The organism is Dokdonella sp. GW821-FHT11D02 (genome assembly GCF_058808595.1).
This window is the reverse complement of record NZ_CM179520.1, coordinates 2,619,242-2,637,505: the sequence shown is the minus strand read 5'-3', so window position 1 is coordinate 2,637,505 and position 18,264 is coordinate 2,619,242. Positions and strand designations below refer to the sequence as shown.

11 protein-coding genes are annotated in these 18,264 nt (G+C 66.6%); 2 read left to right on the top strand and 9 right to left on the bottom strand.

What is annotated here, in order from left to right; all coding sequences use genetic code 11:
• Nucleotides 1-249: 249 nt before the first annotated feature.
• From AC3QL3_RS11140 to AC3QL3_RS11110, 7 genes are all read right to left on the bottom strand, one after another.
• Nucleotides 250-534, bottom strand: coding sequence for an FmdB family zinc ribbon protein (locus tag AC3QL3_RS11140; RefSeq protein ID WP_492893520.1), 285 nt, complete (start codon nucleotides 532-534; stop codon nucleotides 250-252).
• A 31-nt stretch (nucleotides 535-565) separates the two neighbouring features.
• Nucleotides 566-1,225, bottom strand: coding sequence for a ribonuclease T (gene rnt / locus AC3QL3_RS11135; RefSeq protein WP_492893518.1), 660 nt, complete (start codon nucleotides 1,223-1,225; stop codon nucleotides 566-568).
• A gap of 240 nt (nucleotides 1,226-1,465) precedes the next feature.
• Nucleotides 1,466-5,302, bottom strand: coding sequence for a beta strand repeat-containing protein (locus AC3QL3_RS11130; RefSeq protein ID WP_492893516.1), 3,837 nt, complete (start codon nucleotides 5,300-5,302; stop codon nucleotides 1,466-1,468).
• A gap of 185 nt (nucleotides 5,303-5,487) precedes the next feature.
• A complete protein-coding gene (locus AC3QL3_RS11125) occupies nucleotides 5,488-7,086 on the bottom strand; it encodes a sulfotransferase family protein (RefSeq protein ID WP_492893514.1) in 1,599 nt (532 codons plus the stop codon).
• Nucleotides 7,083-7,673, bottom strand: a complete 591-nt coding sequence (locus AC3QL3_RS11120; protein ID WP_492893512.1) for a tetratricopeptide repeat protein — start codon at nucleotides 7,671-7,673, stop codon at nucleotides 7,083-7,085. The genes AC3QL3_RS11125 and AC3QL3_RS11120 overlap by 4 nt, the downstream gene beginning before the upstream one ends.
• 72 nt (nucleotides 7,674-7,745) lie before the next feature.
• On the bottom strand, nucleotides 7,746-9,392 hold the full coding sequence (locus AC3QL3_RS11115; RefSeq protein ID WP_492893510.1) for a sulfotransferase family protein: 1,647 nt from the start codon (nucleotides 9,390-9,392) through the stop codon (nucleotides 7,746-7,748).
• 48 nt (nucleotides 9,393-9,440) lie between these two features.
• Entirely contained in the window at nucleotides 9,441-12,593 is a 3,153-nt protein-coding gene (locus tag AC3QL3_RS11110) for a sulfotransferase (protein WP_492893508.1), read from the bottom strand.
• A 245-nt stretch (nucleotides 12,594-12,838) separates the two neighbouring features.
• Here AC3QL3_RS11110 and ypfJ point away from each other — a divergent pair, with 245 nt between their 5' ends.
• The gene (ypfJ, locus tag AC3QL3_RS11105; protein WP_492898914.1) at nucleotides 12,839-13,723 is read left to right on the top strand and encodes a KPN_02809 family neutral zinc metallopeptidase; all 885 of its coding nucleotides are present in this window, start codon (nucleotides 12,839-12,841) and stop codon (nucleotides 13,721-13,723) included.
• Nucleotides 13,724-13,822: 99 nt separating this feature from the next.
• On the opposite strand, the gene AC3QL3_RS11100 is transcribed toward ypfJ, so the two are convergent.
• Both AC3QL3_RS11100 and AC3QL3_RS11095 read right to left on the bottom strand, forming a co-directional pair.
• Complete coding sequence (locus AC3QL3_RS11100; RefSeq protein ID WP_492893506.1) at nucleotides 13,823-14,752, bottom strand: peptidylprolyl isomerase; 930 nt, start codon at nucleotides 14,750-14,752, stop codon at nucleotides 13,823-13,825.
• 47 nt (nucleotides 14,753-14,799) lie between these two features.
• Entirely contained in the window at nucleotides 14,800-16,047 is a 1,248-nt protein-coding gene (locus tag AC3QL3_RS11095; RefSeq protein WP_492893504.1) for a polyhydroxyalkanoate depolymerase, read from the bottom strand.
• Nucleotides 16,048-16,390: 343 nt separating this feature from the next.
• Here AC3QL3_RS11095 and AC3QL3_RS11090 point away from each other — a divergent pair, with 343 nt between their 5' ends.
• Nucleotides 16,391-18,259 (top strand): M61 family metallopeptidase, encoded by a 1,869-nt coding sequence (locus AC3QL3_RS11090; protein ID WP_492898912.1) that lies wholly within the window; start codon nucleotides 16,391-16,393, stop codon nucleotides 18,257-18,259.
• The last annotated feature ends 5 nt before the right edge of the window (nucleotides 18,260-18,264 follow it).

The following is an 18,264-nucleotide window of genomic DNA, read 5'->3' as shown; positions in this document are numbered from 1 at the left end:
ACCAACGGCGACAAAGCGGGTCTTGATCGAGGTGAGCACGCGGAGACTCCTCAAAGCAGTGGGAAAGCGAACACGCCGTTAAGGCGGCTCCGCGCTTTGTAGGCTCGCGAGATTGCGAAACGATGAGAGATTTATTTCAGTAATGTTTCATGACGCGTTCGTGCCGCCGTTGCGGCTCGCGTTGGATCATGAAATTCAATCACTTATGTCGACGGATTGGAGTGCGTCAATATGACGACAGCGCACGCTTCAGTCGCCGCTGATCGTATCGGGACCCTTGCCGGCGGTCTTTTCGTACTGACCCTTGCCGACCCGGCGGTACTGCGTGAAGCCGTGTTTGGCGATGTGGTTTTCGCGCAGGACATGCCCCTGGCCGGCCACGACCTGGGGTGCGCTGAGGACACGATGCACCGGCGCGCCGCAATCGGGGCACTCCGTCAAGGCTGCGTCGGCGAGCCGTTGCAGGCGATCGAATCCTTTGCTGCAAGTCGCACAGGATTGCTCGGTGCTGGCGGCGTATTCGTAGATCGGCATGAGGGGAAGATGCGCCCGATGCAGGCTTCGATCAAGCGTCCGCGGCCAGACGCTCCAGCGGCATGCGGAAGCGATCGTCCATCTGCTTCCAGCGATTGATCACGCCGCAGAAGAGCTCCGCCGTTCGTTCGGCGTCGTACACGGCCGAGTGCGCCGCCTGCGCGTCCCAGCGCTGGCCGGACGCTTCGACCGCGCGGCTGAGCACGGTCTGTCCGTAAGCCAGGCCGCCGAGCGTGACGGTGTCGAAGCAACTGAACTGGTGGAACGGACTGCGCTTGTGCGCGGTGCGACGGATCGCGGCGTTCAGAAAGCCGAGATCGAAAGCGGCGTTGTGGCCGACCAGGATCGCGCGCTGGCAATCGGCCTCGCGCATCGCCGCGCGCACCGGCTTGAAGATCAGATCCAGCGCGGCGCGCTCGGGCAGGGCGAAGCGGAACGGATGATCCGGGTCGATGCCGGTGATCTCGAGCGAACGCGGATCGATCTCCGACCCCGCAAACGCTTCGACATGGGTCGACACCACCGGCTCGGGGCTCACCCAGCCTTGTTCGTCCATGCGCACGACGACCGCCGCGACTTCGAGCAGGGCGTGCCGCTCGCAGTCGAAGCCGCCGGTTTCGACGTCGACGACGACGGGCAGGAAACCGCGAAAGCGCTGCGCCATGCGCGAAGCGGGGGAAGGCGTGGTCATCTCGCCAGCATAGCAAGCTCACCACCCCATTGCGTGAGCAGGCATCTACTTAGGTCGGCTGTCTTAGATCGGCTGTCATAGAACAGTGCGGCCATGGATGGCCGCTCTAGATTTCGGGGAAGAGCGAACGCGTAAAGTGGTTCGACTTTCGAGGCGCAGCGATCATGGACGATCGCAACGGTAAGCAAAAAAAAGAGGCGGGGTTGCCCCCGCCTCGAGATGCTCAATGGAACGTTACGACTACGGGATCGTGATCGCCGCACCCGACTTGTCGTAGACGTAGCGCGTGATCGTCGCCGGGAACCCGCCCGGTGCCGTCGTGTTCAGCCGCACATAACCGTAGTTCGTCTGGTTGGTGCCTTCGTTCTTGAAGCGAACGCCGAGGTAACCACCGGACACTCCCGCCTGCCAAGGCGCGGTTGTAGCGGCCGCCGTTTCACGGGTGAAGATCGAGGCTGGGCCGATCGTGGCGCCCGACGCGAGCACGGTATAGGTTCCACCCGTTGTCGCGCTGGCGACGCCGGCGTTTTCCGGGAAGCTGGTTCCGCCCCAGAAGAAGCCGAACACATTGCCGGTCGCGAGGTAGGCGTTGAAGTCCCACCCAGTTACGGCGGTGGAGCCGTTGGCACCCGTCACCCAGTTGATGTACAGGCCGTCGACTGTTGCCGGAACAGTAATGGATACCACGCCGCTGTCGACGATGTTCGGATTGCTACCACCCGTCACGGTCAGCGCAGCCGTTGCCGCCGCCGTATTGTTGCCGAGGCTGGTCTGCAAACCGCCGACCGGAATCGTGTTGGTGTAGCTCGCGGCTGCGGCCGACTGCACATCGACCTTGACCGTGCACGAACCGGTAGCCGGAATCGTCGCTCCCGTACCCAGCGTCACCGAGGCCGCACCCGCCGCGGCGGTGACACTGCCGCTGCCGCACGTGGTGGAGGCGTTCGGCGTGGTCGCGACGACCAGGCCGCTCGGGAACGTGTCGACCAGGTTGGCACTCAACGTGGCCACACCCGCCTGCGTATTGCTCAACGTGATCGTCAGCGTGCTGGCCGTACCCGTAGCGACGCTGGTCGGTGCGAACGCCTTGGCCACGCTCGGCGGTACCGGAGGCGCCGAACCGACGGTGAACTCGACCGGCACGGTAACCGTGCGGTTGGCCGGATCGTTGCTGAACACGCAGACATTCGCGTCGTACACGCCATTGGTCAGGGCCGCTGCATTGAGCGTGACCGTCACCGGCGTATCCGCACCCGGCAGCGTGGTGCCGCTGGCAGGGTTGAACGACAGCCACGGCACGTCGGCCGGATTGGCGCACGGACCGGAGGCGACCGCCGGAGCCAACGCGACCAGCTGCTGCGCACCGTCGCCGGCGATCGGCGAAATCAGCGTCGCCGCGCCGGTACCGACGTCGACCGTGTACATGTTGTTGGTGCCAGCGCCCTGGTCGTTGCCGGAGAAGTACAAGATTCCCGTCGACTGGTCGAACGCGAGGCTGGACACGTACTTGGTGTCGATGCCGAGCGAGCCGATGCACTGCGTGTCGCCGTTGGTCTTGTCGATCGCGAGCAAGCAGTCCGCATCGAGGTCGACGCCGTACATCTGGCCAGCCGAATTGATCGCGATCGAGCTGATCGTGTTGCCGGCGGCATCGCCGGTGATCGCCGCGACGTCGGTCGTGTTGCCGGTGACCGGATCGATCGTGTAGAGCGTCTGGCCGCTGCTCGGGCCGATGCCGTACAGGACGTTGGTCGACGGATCGGAGGTCATGCCCCAGACGTCGCCGCCACCAGTGCTGGCACTGATCAACGTGATCGCGCCGCTGGTCGTGTCGATCGACTCGAAGCCGGTGTCGCCCAGCAGGTACTGCTTGCTGAAGTCGTTGTTGATGAACGCACCGCCCCACATCGTGCCGAGGCTGCCAGTCACCGGGATGTCGGTCAGCGTGGTCGGCGCAGCGGCGTCCAAGGAGACGTAGCTCGTCGCATCACCGGCGATGACGCCGTAGCTCGGCACCGCGGCCGTGCCGAACGGCAAGGACGCATGCTGCTTGGGCTTGCTCGGACGATTCTGATGCTGCTGCAGCTTGGGCACCTGCGCGCCGCTGTGCTGGCCCATCGGGATGACGAAGCGGCGGGTGCCGGGTGCCGACGGGAAGTGCGCGTTGGACGGCGCTTCGTCGAGGGTCCAGGTCAAGTTGCGCGTACCGATGTTGCCGATCGTCAGCGGCACTGTGGTGCTCGCACCGGCCGCGGCCGAGCCGCTCAGAGTGGCCGGATCGACGTCGATGATCGGCGCGCCCGAGTCCACCGTGACCGTGTCGGTGCTGGTGAAGATCTGCGGCGTAGTTGCCGCCCAGTCGATGCCGGAGTTGTTGGAGATCGACGCCGTCTGGAACGAGAACTGATTGGCGAGGGTCGCACTGCCTTGCAGGCCGATCGTCGCGCAGACGCCGTTGGTGCAATCGTCCGGATCATCCGTCGTGTTGCCCAGACCGCTGTACGCGACGTCCTTGTACTCGAAGGAGATCTTGCTGGTGGCTTCGTCGAAGATGACTTCGAAGGTGGCGCCGTCGGTGTTCTGCGAGCCGTCGTAGTGATAGCGGTCGAACCATTCGACGATGAACTTGCGGTTCGGCGCGGTTCCCTGTGTGGCGTAGTACACGTCGCCGTTCTCGGCGTCGAAATCGTCCCACAGCGGCAGGATCGCAGCATCGGTGAACGCCGTGCTCGGCAGTTCGGTGTTGTCGAACAGGCCCGAGGTCGGGCAGGTCGTCGTGCCGAACAGGATGTAGCCGTTGTTGCCGACGCAGATGTTGTTCGACGAGGTGCCGTAGAAGTTGAACGAGAACGGGATCTGCACTGCGGCGGACCCGTCATCCGCCAGACCGAGCGCGGTGCCGGTCGTGGTGATGTCGATGAATCCGCCGCTGCCGCCGCCGCTGCATGCGGTGCCGTCGAAGCCGTCGCAGAAGATGCGGTCCGAGACGCCGCCGCCGGTCACGGTCGAGGCGTAGCCGGGCGGAAGGTCCTGCGCGGTCCAGGTTGCGGTGTTGATTTCTTCGGACGAGCCCGCGGTGACGATGCGGTTGTACTGATAGGTGGCGCCCGCCGCCAGCGGCTGATTCAACAAGCTGAAGATCGAGCCGTTGATGTTGTCGCTGAGCGAGTGGAAGTTGAGCGCGCCGCTGGTGTTGTTCTGTACCTTGTAGCAGAAATTGACCTGGTCGCCGGCAGTCACCGAGAGCGTGTCGACGGTGCCGCAAGCGCCCGTGCTGGTGTCGCTGCCGAGGGTGACGGTCAAGCAGATACCGCCCGCCGTGCATCCGCCGCCGCCGCCGTTGACGCTGCCGAGGATCTGGAACGCGTAGTTCGTGTCGCCGTCGCCGGCTTGAAACGGGTTGCCGCCGAGGTTGCCCACGCAATCGGACATGTTGGTCCAATTGGAGCAGGGCGTGTTGTAGCCGCCGGCTTCCTTCCACTTGCCTTCGCCACCGATCGTGGCGGCCGAGCTGGTCGCCCAGAAAGACTGCGGCGGGAAGTTGAAGACGGGGGTGACGGACAGCCAGTAGGTGCCTGCGGCCGGCAGGTTGCACGGCGTCGCCAGCGAGATCGAGACGTCGGCGAAGACCTGACCGGTACCGGTCACCGGGCCGAGGGTGCCGGCGGAACCCGATGCATCGCAGGTCGGCGTCGCCGCCGGGCTGCCGCTGCTATCGGCGAAAATTTTGACGTTGTAGACCGCGTCGGCCGGCACCGGCTCGGCGTTGAAGCTGAGACTCGCCTTGATGCCGGTTACGGTCCAGCCGTTGGCGTCGGAAATGACGAAGTCGTCTGCGCCTTCCGAGTCGTAGCCCGGCGAGGCGGAATCGATGAGAGCCTGAGCGCCGCCGTCGAGCGTGGTGGCGGACTGATCGTAGAGGACGGTGCCCTGCGGAGAGTTCGGGCGAGCTTGGTGGTGATTGCGGGAATTCGGGTCTGCTTTGCGGGTGACATCTTGTTTTACGTCACTTGCCGTTGCAAAAGCCTGCGCCGTCAGGGCCGCAGCAATACTTACAGCTATTGTAGTTTTGCGCATGATGTATCCCCATTGGTTGACACTGGTACAACAGGTCGAACCTAACAGAGCATGAAGGGGGCTGCAACAAAGTTTGAACTCCTTCGACAACGTACGGTCACGGCCGCGCAAACCTTGCTGCAATGCATTGCTGCTAATGCAGTTCCAGCTCCATTGCGCCGAGCCTGAACGGCGTCGCCGCAGCCCTAGCGGGAGGCGTGCGGGAGCAGTTTTTTGCGCCATTCACCCAACCACGTTTCGTAGTCGGGGACGCGCCTCGTGTCGCGCTGCAGCGCGACGCGGACCTGAGCCGCGCTGGCGGTTCTGACCGGGCGATCGTGGTCGTGGAAGGCGAGGCAGCGGGCATCGAAATCGAGGTGCAGGAAGGCGAGCAAGCGCCGCACTTCGGCTTCCAGATCGACCTGCAAGGCTTCGAGGGATTGTTCGTGCACGCGCTCGCGGTGATGCGAGCGCCAGTGGCGCATCGCCTTGACGTGGCTGCCGAAGTAGTCCGCTATATCGTCACGGGAATAGCTGAACGCCTGACCCGCGTTGAACCACTGGCGGTAGCACGAAAGCGCCGTTTCGAGCGCGTCGCGCCGGCTGTGCACGAAGCGCGCAGCCGGCAGCATCGCGGCCGCGGTGCCGAGATAGAGCCAGTTGTCCAGTCCCTTGTCGGTATGGATCGCACGTCGATCGCGCCAACTTTTCGTGCGCTCGAGGTATTCCTCGCCCAGCCGCCGCCAGTCCGCCGCATCCGCTTGGGCGGCCCAAACCGGAAACGGCAGGCCGCGCCGCTGCGACTCCCTCGCGATGACCGCGGGTAGGTCGGGCAACTCGCCGGCCCCCTCGATCTGGGGATGCGCGGCGAGGATCTGCTCGACCAGGGTGGAGCCGGAGCGCGGCAGGCTGACGATGAAGATCACTTCGCCACCGAGCGGTGCCGGCTCTTGCGGCAAGGGCGCTTGGAACGCCGCCAGAATGTCGTCGACGTAGCGATTAAACATCGCCGCGTTCCACGGCACCTCGGCGCGTCGCAAGGCATTGGCTTGCTCGAGGACGCGCCAAGCCTCGTCGTAGCGTCGATGATCTTCGAGTGCCTTGACCAAGGCGAAGCCGAGCAAGGCGCGATCGCCGGTGCGCGTAGACGAGGCGAAGCCGCCTTGCAGCCGGTCGAGGTCGTCAGCGTCGAATCGCACCGTCTTCAGATTGGCCAGGCCCCACCAGGCGAGCGCGGCGTGCGGCTCTCTCTCCAAGGCGTGCCGATAGGCCGCGACTGCATCGGCGACGCGGCCGAGCGCTTTCAAATTGTCGGCGTACACGATGCGCGCGGCGACGTGCTCGGGAGCCAGCGCCAGCGCACGCGTCAGCGCTTCGTCGGCCGACGCCGAGCGAGCTTGTGTCTTCAGCGTTTTGCCGAGGTTGTACCAGGCCGCCGCGAGCGTCGGCGCGAGTTCGACCGCGCGGCGGAACTCGGCGACGGCGCCGTCCAAGTCGCCGGCCGCACGCAGCGCATTGCCGAGATTGTTGTGCAGCAGCGCGTCGTCGGGACGCGCGGCGAGTGCACGGCGCAAGGCCGCGATCGCGCCGTCGGCATCGTTGCGCAGGATGCAGGCGATGCTCCACAAACGCAGCGCTTCGGGGTGATGAGGTGCGAGCGCCAGCACGCCGCGCAACATCGGTTCCGCCGCCTCGGCGTCGCGCTGTTGCAGCCGCTCGGCCGCCGTCGTGAGCAGCCGCGCCGCTTCGGCCGAGAGACCGGCCGAGCGGTCTGGCGTGGCGGTAGAAGCGCGCTTGCGTGTCACTCTCGTGCGGACGAAGCGGGTCGCAGCAGATCCAGCAGGGAACGAGCCGGCAGATGATTCGGCTCGAGCTCGAGCGCGCGCGTCAAACTGGCTTCGGCCGCCGCGCTTTCGCCCAAAGCGTGTTGCGCCGTGCCGAGGTTGAACCACGCAGGGGCGAGTTCGGGCGCGAGTTCGGCGGCGCGGCGGAAAGCCGCGGCGGCGCCGGCCAGATCGCCCGATTCGCCGAGGGCGCCGCCGAGGTTGTTCTCGATCAGCACGTCGTCGGGACGCAAAGCCTGTGCGCGCCGGAGCAAATCGATCGCCTCGGGGTAGCGGCGCAATCCGTGAAACGCCAGCGCCTGCATGCGCAGCAGCTCGGGATGTTCCGCTGCGAGAGCGAGCGCGTCCTGCAGCGAGCGCGCGGCGAAACCGTACTCGCCCAGTCCCATCCAGCGTTCGGCGCGTGCGAGCAGCCGCGCCGCGCCGTGCGGGAGATCCTGTCGGCGCGAGTCCACCGCAGGCAGGCTGGGTAAGGACTCGATGCTCGTGCTGGCGTCGGCGGCGTTGCTCCAGACCGCATAGCGGTTGGTCACGCGGTTATCGACCATCGGTTCGCTTCTCCGTCCGCGCCGGCTCGGGCGCCTTGTCAGTTGGGGATCGATACGCCATGGGCGATCGGCTCACGCGCGGCCCAGCGCGTGCGCGAGCGGTGCCAAACGTTCGCCGTAAAGCGGCGCACGCGCGGTGTTCCGGCGCAGCGGTTCGCGTACTTGCGCGGCGCTGAGCGTGTGGATGTTGCGGCGCGTGCGGTGGAAGCGCAGGCAGGCGTCGTCGAACGGCAGATCGCAGAACGCGAGCAGGGCGCGCACTTCGGCTTCCGGCGCCGCCAGCAGCTTCTCGTGCGACTGCTCGCGGATCGCATGCGGATAACGCGCGTGCCAAAAACGCATGCTGCGATCGTATTCGCGCCAATAGGCGACCAGCTCGCCGAGGTCGTAGCTGTAGGGATGGCTGCCGCGGCTGAACATCTGCCGGTAGCAGGACAGACAGGTCTCGAGCGCGTCGCGGCGAGCGTCGACGAAGCGGGCACCCGGCAGCATCGCCATCGCGGCGCCGAGCAGGCGCCAGTTCGACAAGGCTTTGTCGGTGAAACGCGAATGCGACCGGCGCCAGCGTTGCGTGCGCTCCAGATACTCTTCGCCCAGACGGCGCCAATCCTTCGGCGTCGCCTGCGGTGCCCATTCGGCCAGCTCACCGCCTAGGCGTTTGGATTCCGCCTCCACGATCGCCGCCAGGTCGGGCAATTCGCCGGCGCCTTCGACCTCCGGGTGCGAGGCCAAGATCTGCTCGATCAGGGTCGAACCCGAGCGCGGCAGGCTGACCACGAAAACGACTTCCTTGCCCATCGACGCCGGCGCTGCGGTACGCAGCGGCCGCGCGAAGGCACGCATGACGGCCTCGTTGCGATCGCGGAATGCGGCAGCGTCCCACTGCAGGCTGCGGCGCTTGACGGCATTCACCGTGCCGAGCATGTCGAACGCCTCGCCGTAGCGGCCCTGATCCTCGCGTGCCTTGACCAAGGCGAAACCGACCAGGACGCGCTGTTCTTCGCTCAAATCGCCGCGCGCAAAAATCTGTTCCAGCCGCGCCGTATCCTCGGCGGTGAAGGCGAGCGTCTTCATGTTCGCCAGCCGCCCCCAGGCTTCGATCGCGTCGGGTCGATCCAGCTCGAGCGCCTGCCGGTAATGCGCCACGGCATCGTCGCTTCGTCCCAGCGTACGCAGGGTGTCGGCGTAGCTGAGCCGCGCTTTGAGGTGTTGCGGATCGCAAGCGAGCGCGCGCGCGTAGGCTTCGTTCGCTTCGCCCGGATTTTGTGTCGAGGCGAGCGCGCGACCGAGGTTGTACCAGGTCGGCGCGAGCTCCGGCGCCAGCTCGCAGGCACGGCGCAGCGCGACCAGCGCAGCGTCCATATCCCCCTGCGCGCGCAGCGCCGTGCCGAGATTGGTCAGGATCAACGCATCGCCCGGCGCCAGCTCCAGCGCGCGTCGCAGCGCCGAAACCGCTTCGCTGGAGCGCTTCTGCGCCTGCCGGGTGACGCCGAGCAGGCGCAGGAACTCCGCATGGTCGCCGGCGGCGGGCTGCGCTTTGCGCAAGGCGGCATCGGCGTCGGCGTAACGCTGTTGTTCCAGCGCGGCGCGCGCTTCGCGCAACCATTCTCGAACGGCGTGCGGCAGCCCGGCCGAGCGCTCGTCGAGCGAAGGGGCCGCAGGTGAAGGATTGCCGACGGCCTCACTGGCAGAGGCGCGTTCGGGTGCGGAAGGGTTCATCGCCGAGTCGTCATGCATGCGGCGGCAGCATAACAAAGCCGTCCATGCTCATCGCCTCGATGCGGACTCGCGCGCGATGCCGAGGGCGTCGCGCAACGGGTCGAGCTGTGCGCCGTAGCGCGCCGTAGCGATGCCGCGACGCACACCGCGGCGCGGCAGGCAATCCGCTTCGAACGGCAGCCGGCAAAAATCGAGCAGGGCGCGAATCTGCGGTTCCGGTTTGGCGGCGAACTCTTCCTGAACGAATTCGTAGATTCGCCCCGGATAGCGTGCGTGCCAGAAGAAGGAAAGGCGATCGTAGTTCAGCCAATACGCGGCCAGATCGTCGAGCGTGTAACTGAACGCATGGCGGTTGACCGCGGCGAACGACTTCTTGAAGCAGGCCCAGCACGCTTCGAGCGGATCGCGCCGCACGTTGACGATGCGCGCGCCGGGCAGCATCGCGCGCACGGCGCCGAGCAAGGGCCAGTTCGACAGGCTCGCATCGAGATGGCGCGGCCGCGCCAGGCGCCAGCGCTGAGTACGTTCCAAGTATTGCTGCCCCAGACGCTGCCAATCGGTTGCGCCGGCGTCGCCGACCCAGAGCGGGAATGCGAGTTCGCGCCGAGCGGATTCTTCTTGCAGCACAGCCAGCAAATCGCCCGGCTCCTGCGCGTCTTCGATTTCGGGATGCTGCGCCAGCAGCGTACGCAGCTCTTCCGCTCCGCATTGCGGCATGCCGACCAGGAAGATCGCCTCGCTGCCGAAGTCCGCGGCGGCTGCGGCGGGTGGCCGCTCGAACGCCTGCATGATCGCATCGACGTGGCGCGACAGCGCGGCGGCGTCCCAGTTCGCCTGGCGCCGGCGAATCGTGTTCGCGGCGACGTACAAATCGAACGCCTGCTGCACGTGCCCACGGTCTTCCAGCGCACGCGCCAGCGCGAGCGCGCCGTCGCTGCGTTTGTCCTCGGCGAGGTCGGCACGCGACAACAGAGTTTGCAGACGCGCGACTTCCTCGTCGTGGAGCGCGGTGGTGTCGAGTTCGGCCAGCCCGACCCAGGCGGTGGTGGCCGTCGGATCGATCGACAGCGCCGCGCGATAGGCGGCCGCGGCCGCGTCGGGGCGATCGAGTTCCTTCAGCACGTTCGCTTGCGCGATCCGGATCGGTGCTTGCTGCGGCTGCAATGCGACCGCGCGTGCATACGCGGCTTCCGCGCCGGCATGGTCGCGTTGCCGATGCAGCGCGTTGGCGAGGTTCAGCCACGCCGAGGTGAGCGTCGGATCGACTTCGCAAGCGCGGCGGAAACCGTCCAGCGCCGCATCGGCGTGGCCGGCGTCGGCGAGCGCCGCGGCCAACGTATTGATCAGCACGGCGTCGTTGGGTCGCACGGCGAGGGCGCGCCGCAACGCGTCGATCGCTTGCGCGAAACGGCCGCGCGCCTGCGCCGCGATGGCGAACAAGCGCAACGCTTCCGGATGCGCCGGCGCCTCGGCGAGTACGTGTTCGAGCGCAGCGTCGGCGGCGTCGAATTCGCGTCGCAAAAGATGCTGGCCGGCGCCGCGCAGCGCTCGCACCGCATCGGGCGAGAGGCCGGCGAGGCGCTCGGGTTGCGTGGCGGCGAAGTCGCTCGGCGCCGATTCGCTGGCTTCGTCGATCGCCTCGTTCGCGGTGCGCAGTGCTTGGCGCAAGGGATCGAGCAGTTCGCCGTAGTGCGCGCTGCGCGCCGTGTCGCTGCGCAGCGGCTGGCGCACCTGCGCCGCGCTGACGGTACGCACGACGCGCCGGGTTTGATGGAAGTCGAGGCAGGCCGGGTCGAACGGCAAGCCGCAGAATTCGAGCAGGGCGCGGATTTCGGTTTCCGGATCGGCTTGCAGCGCCTCGTAGCTCTGTTCGCGGAAGCGGTCGGGATGCAGTCGGCGCCACGACGCGCTGAGGCGATCGTGATCGGCCTGGTACTGTGCGATGCCGTCGAGGTCGTACAACGCCGGCAGACGCTGCGGACCGAACGACTGCTTGAAGCACGACCAGGCGGTTTCGAGCGCGTCGCGGCGGCAATCGATCACGCGCGCGCCCGGCAGCATCGCCAGAGCGGCGCCGACGAAAGCCCAGTTCTCCGGCCGTTTGTCGGTGCTGCGTGGCTTGTCGGCGCGCCAGCGCGCGGTGCGCTCGAGATAACGCCGGCCCAGGCGCTCCCATTCCTGCGGTGTCGCCGAGGCCGCCCACGCCGGAAACGGTTGGCCGCGGCGGCGCGCTTCCTCGATCAGCACGTATTCGAGATCCGGCAGCTCGTTGGCGCCGGCGACCTCAGGATGACTGGCCAATATCTGCTCGATCAAGGTCGAGCCCGAGCGCGGCAGGCCGACGATGAAGATGATCTCCTCACCGAGCTTGGCCTCTTGCGCGCGCGCGGTGCCGGCACCGAACACTTCGGCAATGGCGTCGACGTGACGCCGATGCGCAGCGGCGTCCCACGGCAGCACGCGCCGCTTCAATGCATTCGCCGCGGTGAAGGTCGCATGCGCGTCGGCGTATTCCGCGCGGTCTTCGAGCGCCTTGCCGAGAGCAAAGCCGATCGTCGAGCGATCGTCCTCACCGAGTTCGGGGTCGGCCAACAGCGCCTGCAGCTGTTCTTCTTCCGCTTCGTCCAACGCGACTGTCTTCAGATTGGCCAGGTCGATCCAGGCGTGCGCCAGCTTCGGACGGCGCCGGATCGTCTCGCGCAACTGCGCAGCGGCGGCGTCGGTATCGCCGAGCATACCGAGCACCTCGCCGTGCAGCAGGCGTGCCGGCACGTGGTCGGGCGCCACCTCGAGCGCGCGCGCGAGCGCGTCGGCGGCGGCGCGGGTGTCGCCGCCGATGTCCAACTGCTTGCCGTAGTTGAACCAAGCCGCGCCGCTGTTGGGCGCGACCTGCGTCGCGCGGCGGAACGTATCGAGCGCGGCGGCGTCCTCGCCGAGGCCCGCCAATGCGCTGCCGAGATTGCCGAGAATCAATGCGTCGTCGGGCCACGCGGCGAGCGCACGGCGCTGCAGCGCGACCGCCTCGCGTCCGCGTTGCTGGCGTTCGAGCAAGATGCCGAGCAAGCGCAGCGCTTCAGGGTGATCGGGCGCTCGCTCCAACACTTCGGGCAGGCTGCGGCCGGCTTCGTCGAGTCGGCCGGCTTCGAGCGCGAACGCGGCACGCTGCAGCGTCTGCACCGCCTCTTGTCCCAATCCTTCCACGCGGCTCGCCGCGCTGTGGCGTTGCGGTGCGGATTGGGCCTTATCCATAGTGGAAGAAAACAAGGTGTGAACGAGAACGGGCGTAGGTCGTCATCCCGCTATCGTAGTCGAAGCGAGCGACCGGCCGCATCGGCGACGCTCACCGCCGCCGACGCAAATGTTTGGTCGGCAGCGGCTTGCGGGCGAAATGCGCGCCGAGTAGTGTCGCCCCCGAACGGGTGACCGCTAACGACGAGGCGACGACGATGCTCTGGCAGAAAGGTCGTGCAAGCGACAACGTAGTCGAGGACGACGGTGGCGGTGGTGGCGGCGGCGGACCTCGCTTCGGCGGCGGCCGCGGGCTCGGTATCGGCGGCGTCATTCTGGTAGTCATCGTCGGGCTCTTGTTCGGCAAGAATCCGGGCGAGATCCTGCAACTGCTCGGTTCCATGGCCGGTGACGGCGGCACGCAAATGGCGCCGCAGCAGACCAGTCCGGCCGGCAACGATGAGCAGACGCTATTCGTCAAAAAGGTGCTCGGTTCGACCGAAGACGTTTGGGGCCAGATGTTCCAGCGCAGTGGCCAGCAATATCCGGCGCCGCGTTTGGTGCTGTTCCGCGACGGCGTGCAATCGGCTTGCGGTGCGGCGTCGGCGGCGATGGGTCCGTTCTACTGTCCGGGCGATCGCCAGGTGTATCTCGATCTCGGCTTCTTCCAAGAAATGCAGACGCGCTTCCAGGCCGCCGGCGACTTCGCCCGCGCCTACGTGATCGCGCACGAAGTCGGTCACCACATCCAGAACCTCATCGGCGTGATGGACCAAGTCGAGAACCAAGCCCGCCGCGGTACGCCGATGGAAGGCGCCAGCGGCTTGTCGGTGCGGCAAGAACTGCAGGCCGACTGCTTCGCCGGCGTGTGGGCGAACCATGCGCAGCAGCAGTTGAACTGGCTCGAAGCCGGCGACGTCGAGGCCGCGCTCAACGCGGCGAACCAGATCGGCGACGACGCGCTGCAGAAGCGCGCACGCGGCTATGCCGTGCCGGACTCGTTCACGCACGGCAGCTCGGCCGAACGCGTGCGCTGGTTCCGCCAAGGCTTGTCCAGCGGCGACATCAAGAGCTGCGACACGTTCGCTGCGACGCAGCTCTGAGACACCAGCTCAAGAGCGCAAAAGCGGTCGACACGAAGAGCATGAAGGGCAGCCGGGATTTCCGAGTGCTGCCCGCGTGATCTTCGTGTCCTTGGCGCTTCAGTCTTTCGGCTTCGCGCTGGTCACTGCACGCACCGGAATCGGCACGTTGCACAGATCGATCTTGCCGGCCGGCTGCTTGTACCAGTCGTCGCGCCGATTGCGCCGCGACTCGACCAGCGCGGTGAAGGTCGACGTGTCGGTGCGCAGAATCTCCAGCGGCGTGCGTTCGGATTCGGGCAGGTCCGCGGCGAGCCGCACCGACTTGACCGGCGTGCGCTGCTCGGGTTTTTCGTAGAAGCCGAGCGGGCCGCTGCCGCGCGGCAGCGCTGCCAGCCATTCCATCCCTTGCACGACGCGGCCGACCAAGGCGATGTTGCGATCGAGCTGACGCGGCGCCTGGCCGATCACCACGTACAACTCGGCGCCGCTGCCGCTGTCGACGCTGACGTCGCGGCCGGCACCGACCATGCCGTAGCAATGCGCCAGCCAGGTCTTGCCCGCTTTGACGTCACGCGCGACCGGCAAACCGTCGGAGAAGCCGACCTCGGGCGCGTAGACGTCGCCATCCGGCAGCTTCGTGAACGGCAGATCGCGTGCGATCGCGCGCTCGAACTCGGGCGCCAGGGTGCGGCTCGCCGTGCCGTACGCGTGCGCCTTGCTCTTGTCTTCGGCGTCCGGATCGCCCCATTGCGTGACGAAGCCGTCCTGCACGCGCAGGATGGCGAGACCGTCGAAATAGTGCTCGTGCGCCATCGTGCGCAGGTTCGCCGCGTGCAGCGGCGCGTAGGTGGGGGCTAGCTCGATCACGACGCGGCCGGCGGCGAGGTCGAGGTACAAGGTGTTTTGCGGATCGAGCGCGCGCCAGTCCGAAGGCTTGGACGCTTCCAGCACTTGTTGCATCGTTTGCGGTTTCGATGCCGGTGCCGCCATGGCGCAGCAGGAAGCGAGTGACAGCGCGGCGCAAACGCCGCGGAGTGCGTTTCGCATGAGCTTCTCCAAAGAGGCCCGACGCGATATCGGGCGAGACGGATAGCTTAAGGCTGGTGGAAGCGCCGGATGAAATCGCGCACGTCGGGATAAACGATGTCGCGCCAGCGACGGCCGCTGAAGATGCCGTAGTGGCCGGCGCCTTTGACTTCCAGGTGGCTGCGGTTCTTGGCCGGAATGCCGGTGCAGAGTTCGTGCGCCGCCTTGGTCTGGCCGAGGCCGGAGATGTCGTCGAGTTCGCCTTCGATGGTGAGTAGGGCCGAGCGCTTGATCGCGGCGGGCACGACGCGTTCGCCGGCGACGATCCACTCGCCGCGCGGCAGTGAGAATTCCTGGAACACGGTGCGGATGGTGTCGAGGTAGAACTCGGCCGGCAGGTCGAGCACGGCGTTGTATTCGTCGTAGAAGCGGCGATGCGCGGCGGCGTCGTCGAGATCGCCGCGCAGGAGGTCCTGGTAGTAGTCCCAGTGCGCGGTGAAATGCCGGCTCGGGTTCATCGCGACGAAACCGGCGTGCTGCAGGAAGCCCGGATAAACCCGGCGGCCCTTGCCCGGATAGTTCGGCGGCACGTCGAACACGACGTTCGTCTCGAACCACGAAAAGGGCTTAGTGGTGGCGAGGTCGTTGACCTGGGTCGGGTGTTTACGTCCGTCGATCGGGCCGCCCATCATGGTCAGGCTGAGCGGCGTGGTTTCGCCGGCCGCCGCCATCAGCGCGACTGCGCCGAGCACCGGCACGGTCGGCTGGCACACCGACATCACGTGCAGCTTTTCCGCGCCGATGTGGCCGATGAAGCGGCGCACATAAGCGACGTAGTCGTCCAAGCCGAACGGGCCCTTGTCCAGCGGCACCATGCGCGCGTCGACCCAGTCGGTGATGTAGACGTCGTGGTCGCGCAGGAGGGTGCGCACGGTGTCGCGCAGCAGGGTCGAATGATGGCCCGACAGCGGCGCGACGACCAGGATGGTCGGATCGTCGCGGAGCTGCTTCAGCGCGGCCGGATCGTCGCTGGCGCGCTTGAAATGCAAGAGATGGCAGAACGGCAACTCGATCACGCGTTCTTCGATGACCGCGGCTTCGCGCCCGTGCGCGTTGACCGAGGTGATGCCGAAGGTCGGCTTCTCGTAATCCTTGCCGAGGCGATAGAACAATTCGTAGCCGGCGGCGACGCGGTCGATGCCCGGCAACTTGCCCAGCCAGTTGTCCGGCGCCGACAACGCATGCGCGGCCGCGCCCGACCAGGTCACCCACGGATTGAGCAGGGCGCGGTTGATTTCATGCAAGTGGTACAGCATCGACGACTTCCTGTTGCACTGCGACACGCGATTCTAGGTCATCGAAGGCGTGCGTGACACACACAGAACGTAGCCATTGGTCGCACAGACAGGCGGCCCCTGAATAGATCGCGAGCGTCTGCCACGACCTTCGTCATGCGTCGGCCGGACATGAGTGTGCGAACATCGGGCGGTCGTCGTGCCTCCCCGTTCGAGCCCGAGCCGACCTTCGTCGCTCGCCCGCGCGTGGCTGTTTTTCGGCCGGCTCGACGGCTTCGATTGGCTTTGGACAGCGGGAGCGGGAATGGCGAACAGATGGGTTTGGGCGGTCGCGTGTGCGATCACGAGCAGTGCAGCTATCGATATGGTATGGGCGCAGAACGAGGCGGCGCGGGCGATTCCGGCGCCGATCGACGCAGCGTACGCGGGAACGATTCGGCTCCAAGTCGACGCCAGCGACATCGGCCGCCGCATCTTTCGCGTGCGCGAGGAGATTCCGGTAGTGGCCGGGCCGCTGACCTTGCTTTATCCGCAGTGGCTGCCGGGCAACCACGCGCCGCGCGGCCCGATCGACAAGCTCGCCGGCCTCGCGATCCGCGGCAACGGCCAGCTGATCGCATGGAAGCGCGACCCGCTCGACGTGCACGCGTTTCATCTCGAAGTGCCGCCGGGCGTGGCGACGCTGGCGCTCGAATTCGAGTTCCTGTCGCCGCAGGAATCCAGCCAGGGCCGCGTCGTGATGACGCCCGAGCTGTTGAATTTGCAGTGGAATACCGTCGCGCTGTATCCGGCCGGTCACTATTCCAGCCGCATCACGATCGCGCCCAGCGTGAAGCTGCCGAACGGCTGGCAGTTCGGCACCGCGCTGGAGCGGACGGAAGGCAGCGGCAACGCCGTCGGTGCCGACGGCACGGTGGCGTTCAAGCCGGTCAGCTTCGAGGTATTGGTCGACTCGCCGATGTTCGCCGGCGCGCACTACAAGCGCATCGATCTCGGCGGCGCGCCGGCGCCGGTGCATCTGAACCTCGTCGCCGACGAGGCCAAGAGCCTCGATTTCAAGCCGGAGCAGATCGAGGCGCACAAACGCCTGGTGCAGCAGGCGCGCAAGCTGTTCGCTTCGCAGCACTACGACCACTACGAATTCCTGCTCGCGCTGACCGACGAGCTCGGCAACATCGGCCTCGAACACCACCGCTCGAGCGAGAACACACGCCACCCCGGCTATTTCACCGATTGGGACAAGCGCGCGCCGGGGCGCGACCTGCTGGCGCACGAATACACCCACTCGTGGAACGGCAAGTTCCGCCGCCCGGCCGATCTGTGGACGCCGAATTTCAACGTGCCGATGCAGGACTCGCTGCTGTGGGTCTATGAAGGCCAAACCGAGTACTGGGGGTCGGTGCTGGCCGCGCGTTCGGGCTTGTGGACGGCGGAGCAGGCGCGCGACGAGCTGGCCCAGGTCGCTGCGATCTATGCCGACAATCGCCCCGGTTTCGCCTGGCGCAGTCTGCAGGACACCACCAACGATCCGATCGTTGCGCAGCGTCGCCCGCTGCCGTATCGCAACTATCAGATGAGCGAGGATTACTACTCCGGCGGCTTGCTGTTGTGGCTGGCGGTCGATGCGAAGCTGCGCGAGCTGAGTCGCGATCGCCGCTCGCTCGACGATTTCGCCGCCGCGTTCTTCGGTGTCGAAGACGGCAGCGCAGCGGTCAAGACCTACGTCTTCGACGACGTCGTCGCCGCGTTGAACGCCGTGGCCGCGCACGATTGGGCCAAGTTCCTGCGCGAGCGTCTCGATGCGAACGCGCCGCCGTTGGACGGACTCGCCGCCAGCGGCTGGAAACTGGTCTACACCGACAGCCCGAGCGAATACCAGAAGAACCTCGAGAGCGAGCGCAAGGTCAGCGACTACGCCGCCTCGCTCGGCCTGATGGTCGCCGGCAACGGCGGTCGCATCAACGATGTGCGCTGGGACGGACCCGCCTTCAAAGCCGGCATCGCGCCGACCAGCACGCTGATCGCGGTGAACGGCCGCGAGTTCTCGTCCGAGCGCTTGAAGGAAGCGGTCGCCGCCACCAAGGACGGCAAGGGCTTGGAGCTTCTGATCAAAAACGGCGAGGACTACAAGAACGTGCGCATCGACTATCACGGTGGACTGAAGTACCCGCACCTGGAGCGCATCGCCGGTGCGCCGGACCGGCTCGGTGCGATCTTGGCACCGAGAAAGTGATCGCA

Coding starts and splice junctions, on each gene's coding strand:
- AC3QL3_RS11140 (WP_492893520.1), bottom strand. CDS start 534: ATGCCGATCTACGAATACGCCGCCAGCACCGAGCAATCCTGTGCGACT.
- rnt (WP_492893518.1), bottom strand. CDS start 1,225: ATGACCACGCCTTCCCCCGCTTCGCGCATGGCGCAGCGCTTTCGCGGT.
- AC3QL3_RS11130 (WP_492893516.1), bottom strand. CDS start 5,302: ATGCGCAAAACTACAATAGCTGTAAGTATTGCTGCGGCCCTGACGGCG.
- AC3QL3_RS11120 (WP_492893512.1), bottom strand. CDS start 7,673: ATGGTCGATAACCGCGTGACCAACCGCTATGCGGTCTGGAGCAACGCC.
- AC3QL3_RS11115 (WP_492893510.1), bottom strand. CDS start 9,392: ATGAACCCTTCCGCACCCGAACGCGCCTCTGCCAGTGAGGCCGTCGGC.
- ypfJ (WP_492898914.1), top strand. CDS start 12,839: ATGCTCTGGCAGAAAGGTCGTGCAAGCGACAACGTAGTCGAGGACGAC.
- AC3QL3_RS11100 (WP_492893506.1), bottom strand. CDS start 14,752: ATGCGAAACGCACTCCGCGGCGTTTGCGCCGCGCTGTCACTCGCTTCC.
- AC3QL3_RS11095 (WP_492893504.1), bottom strand. CDS start 16,047: ATGCTGTACCACTTGCATGAAATCAACCGCGCCCTGCTCAATCCGTGG.
- AC3QL3_RS11090 (WP_492898912.1), top strand. CDS start 16,391: ATGGTATGGGCGCAGAACGAGGCGGCGCGGGCGATTCCGGCGCCGATC.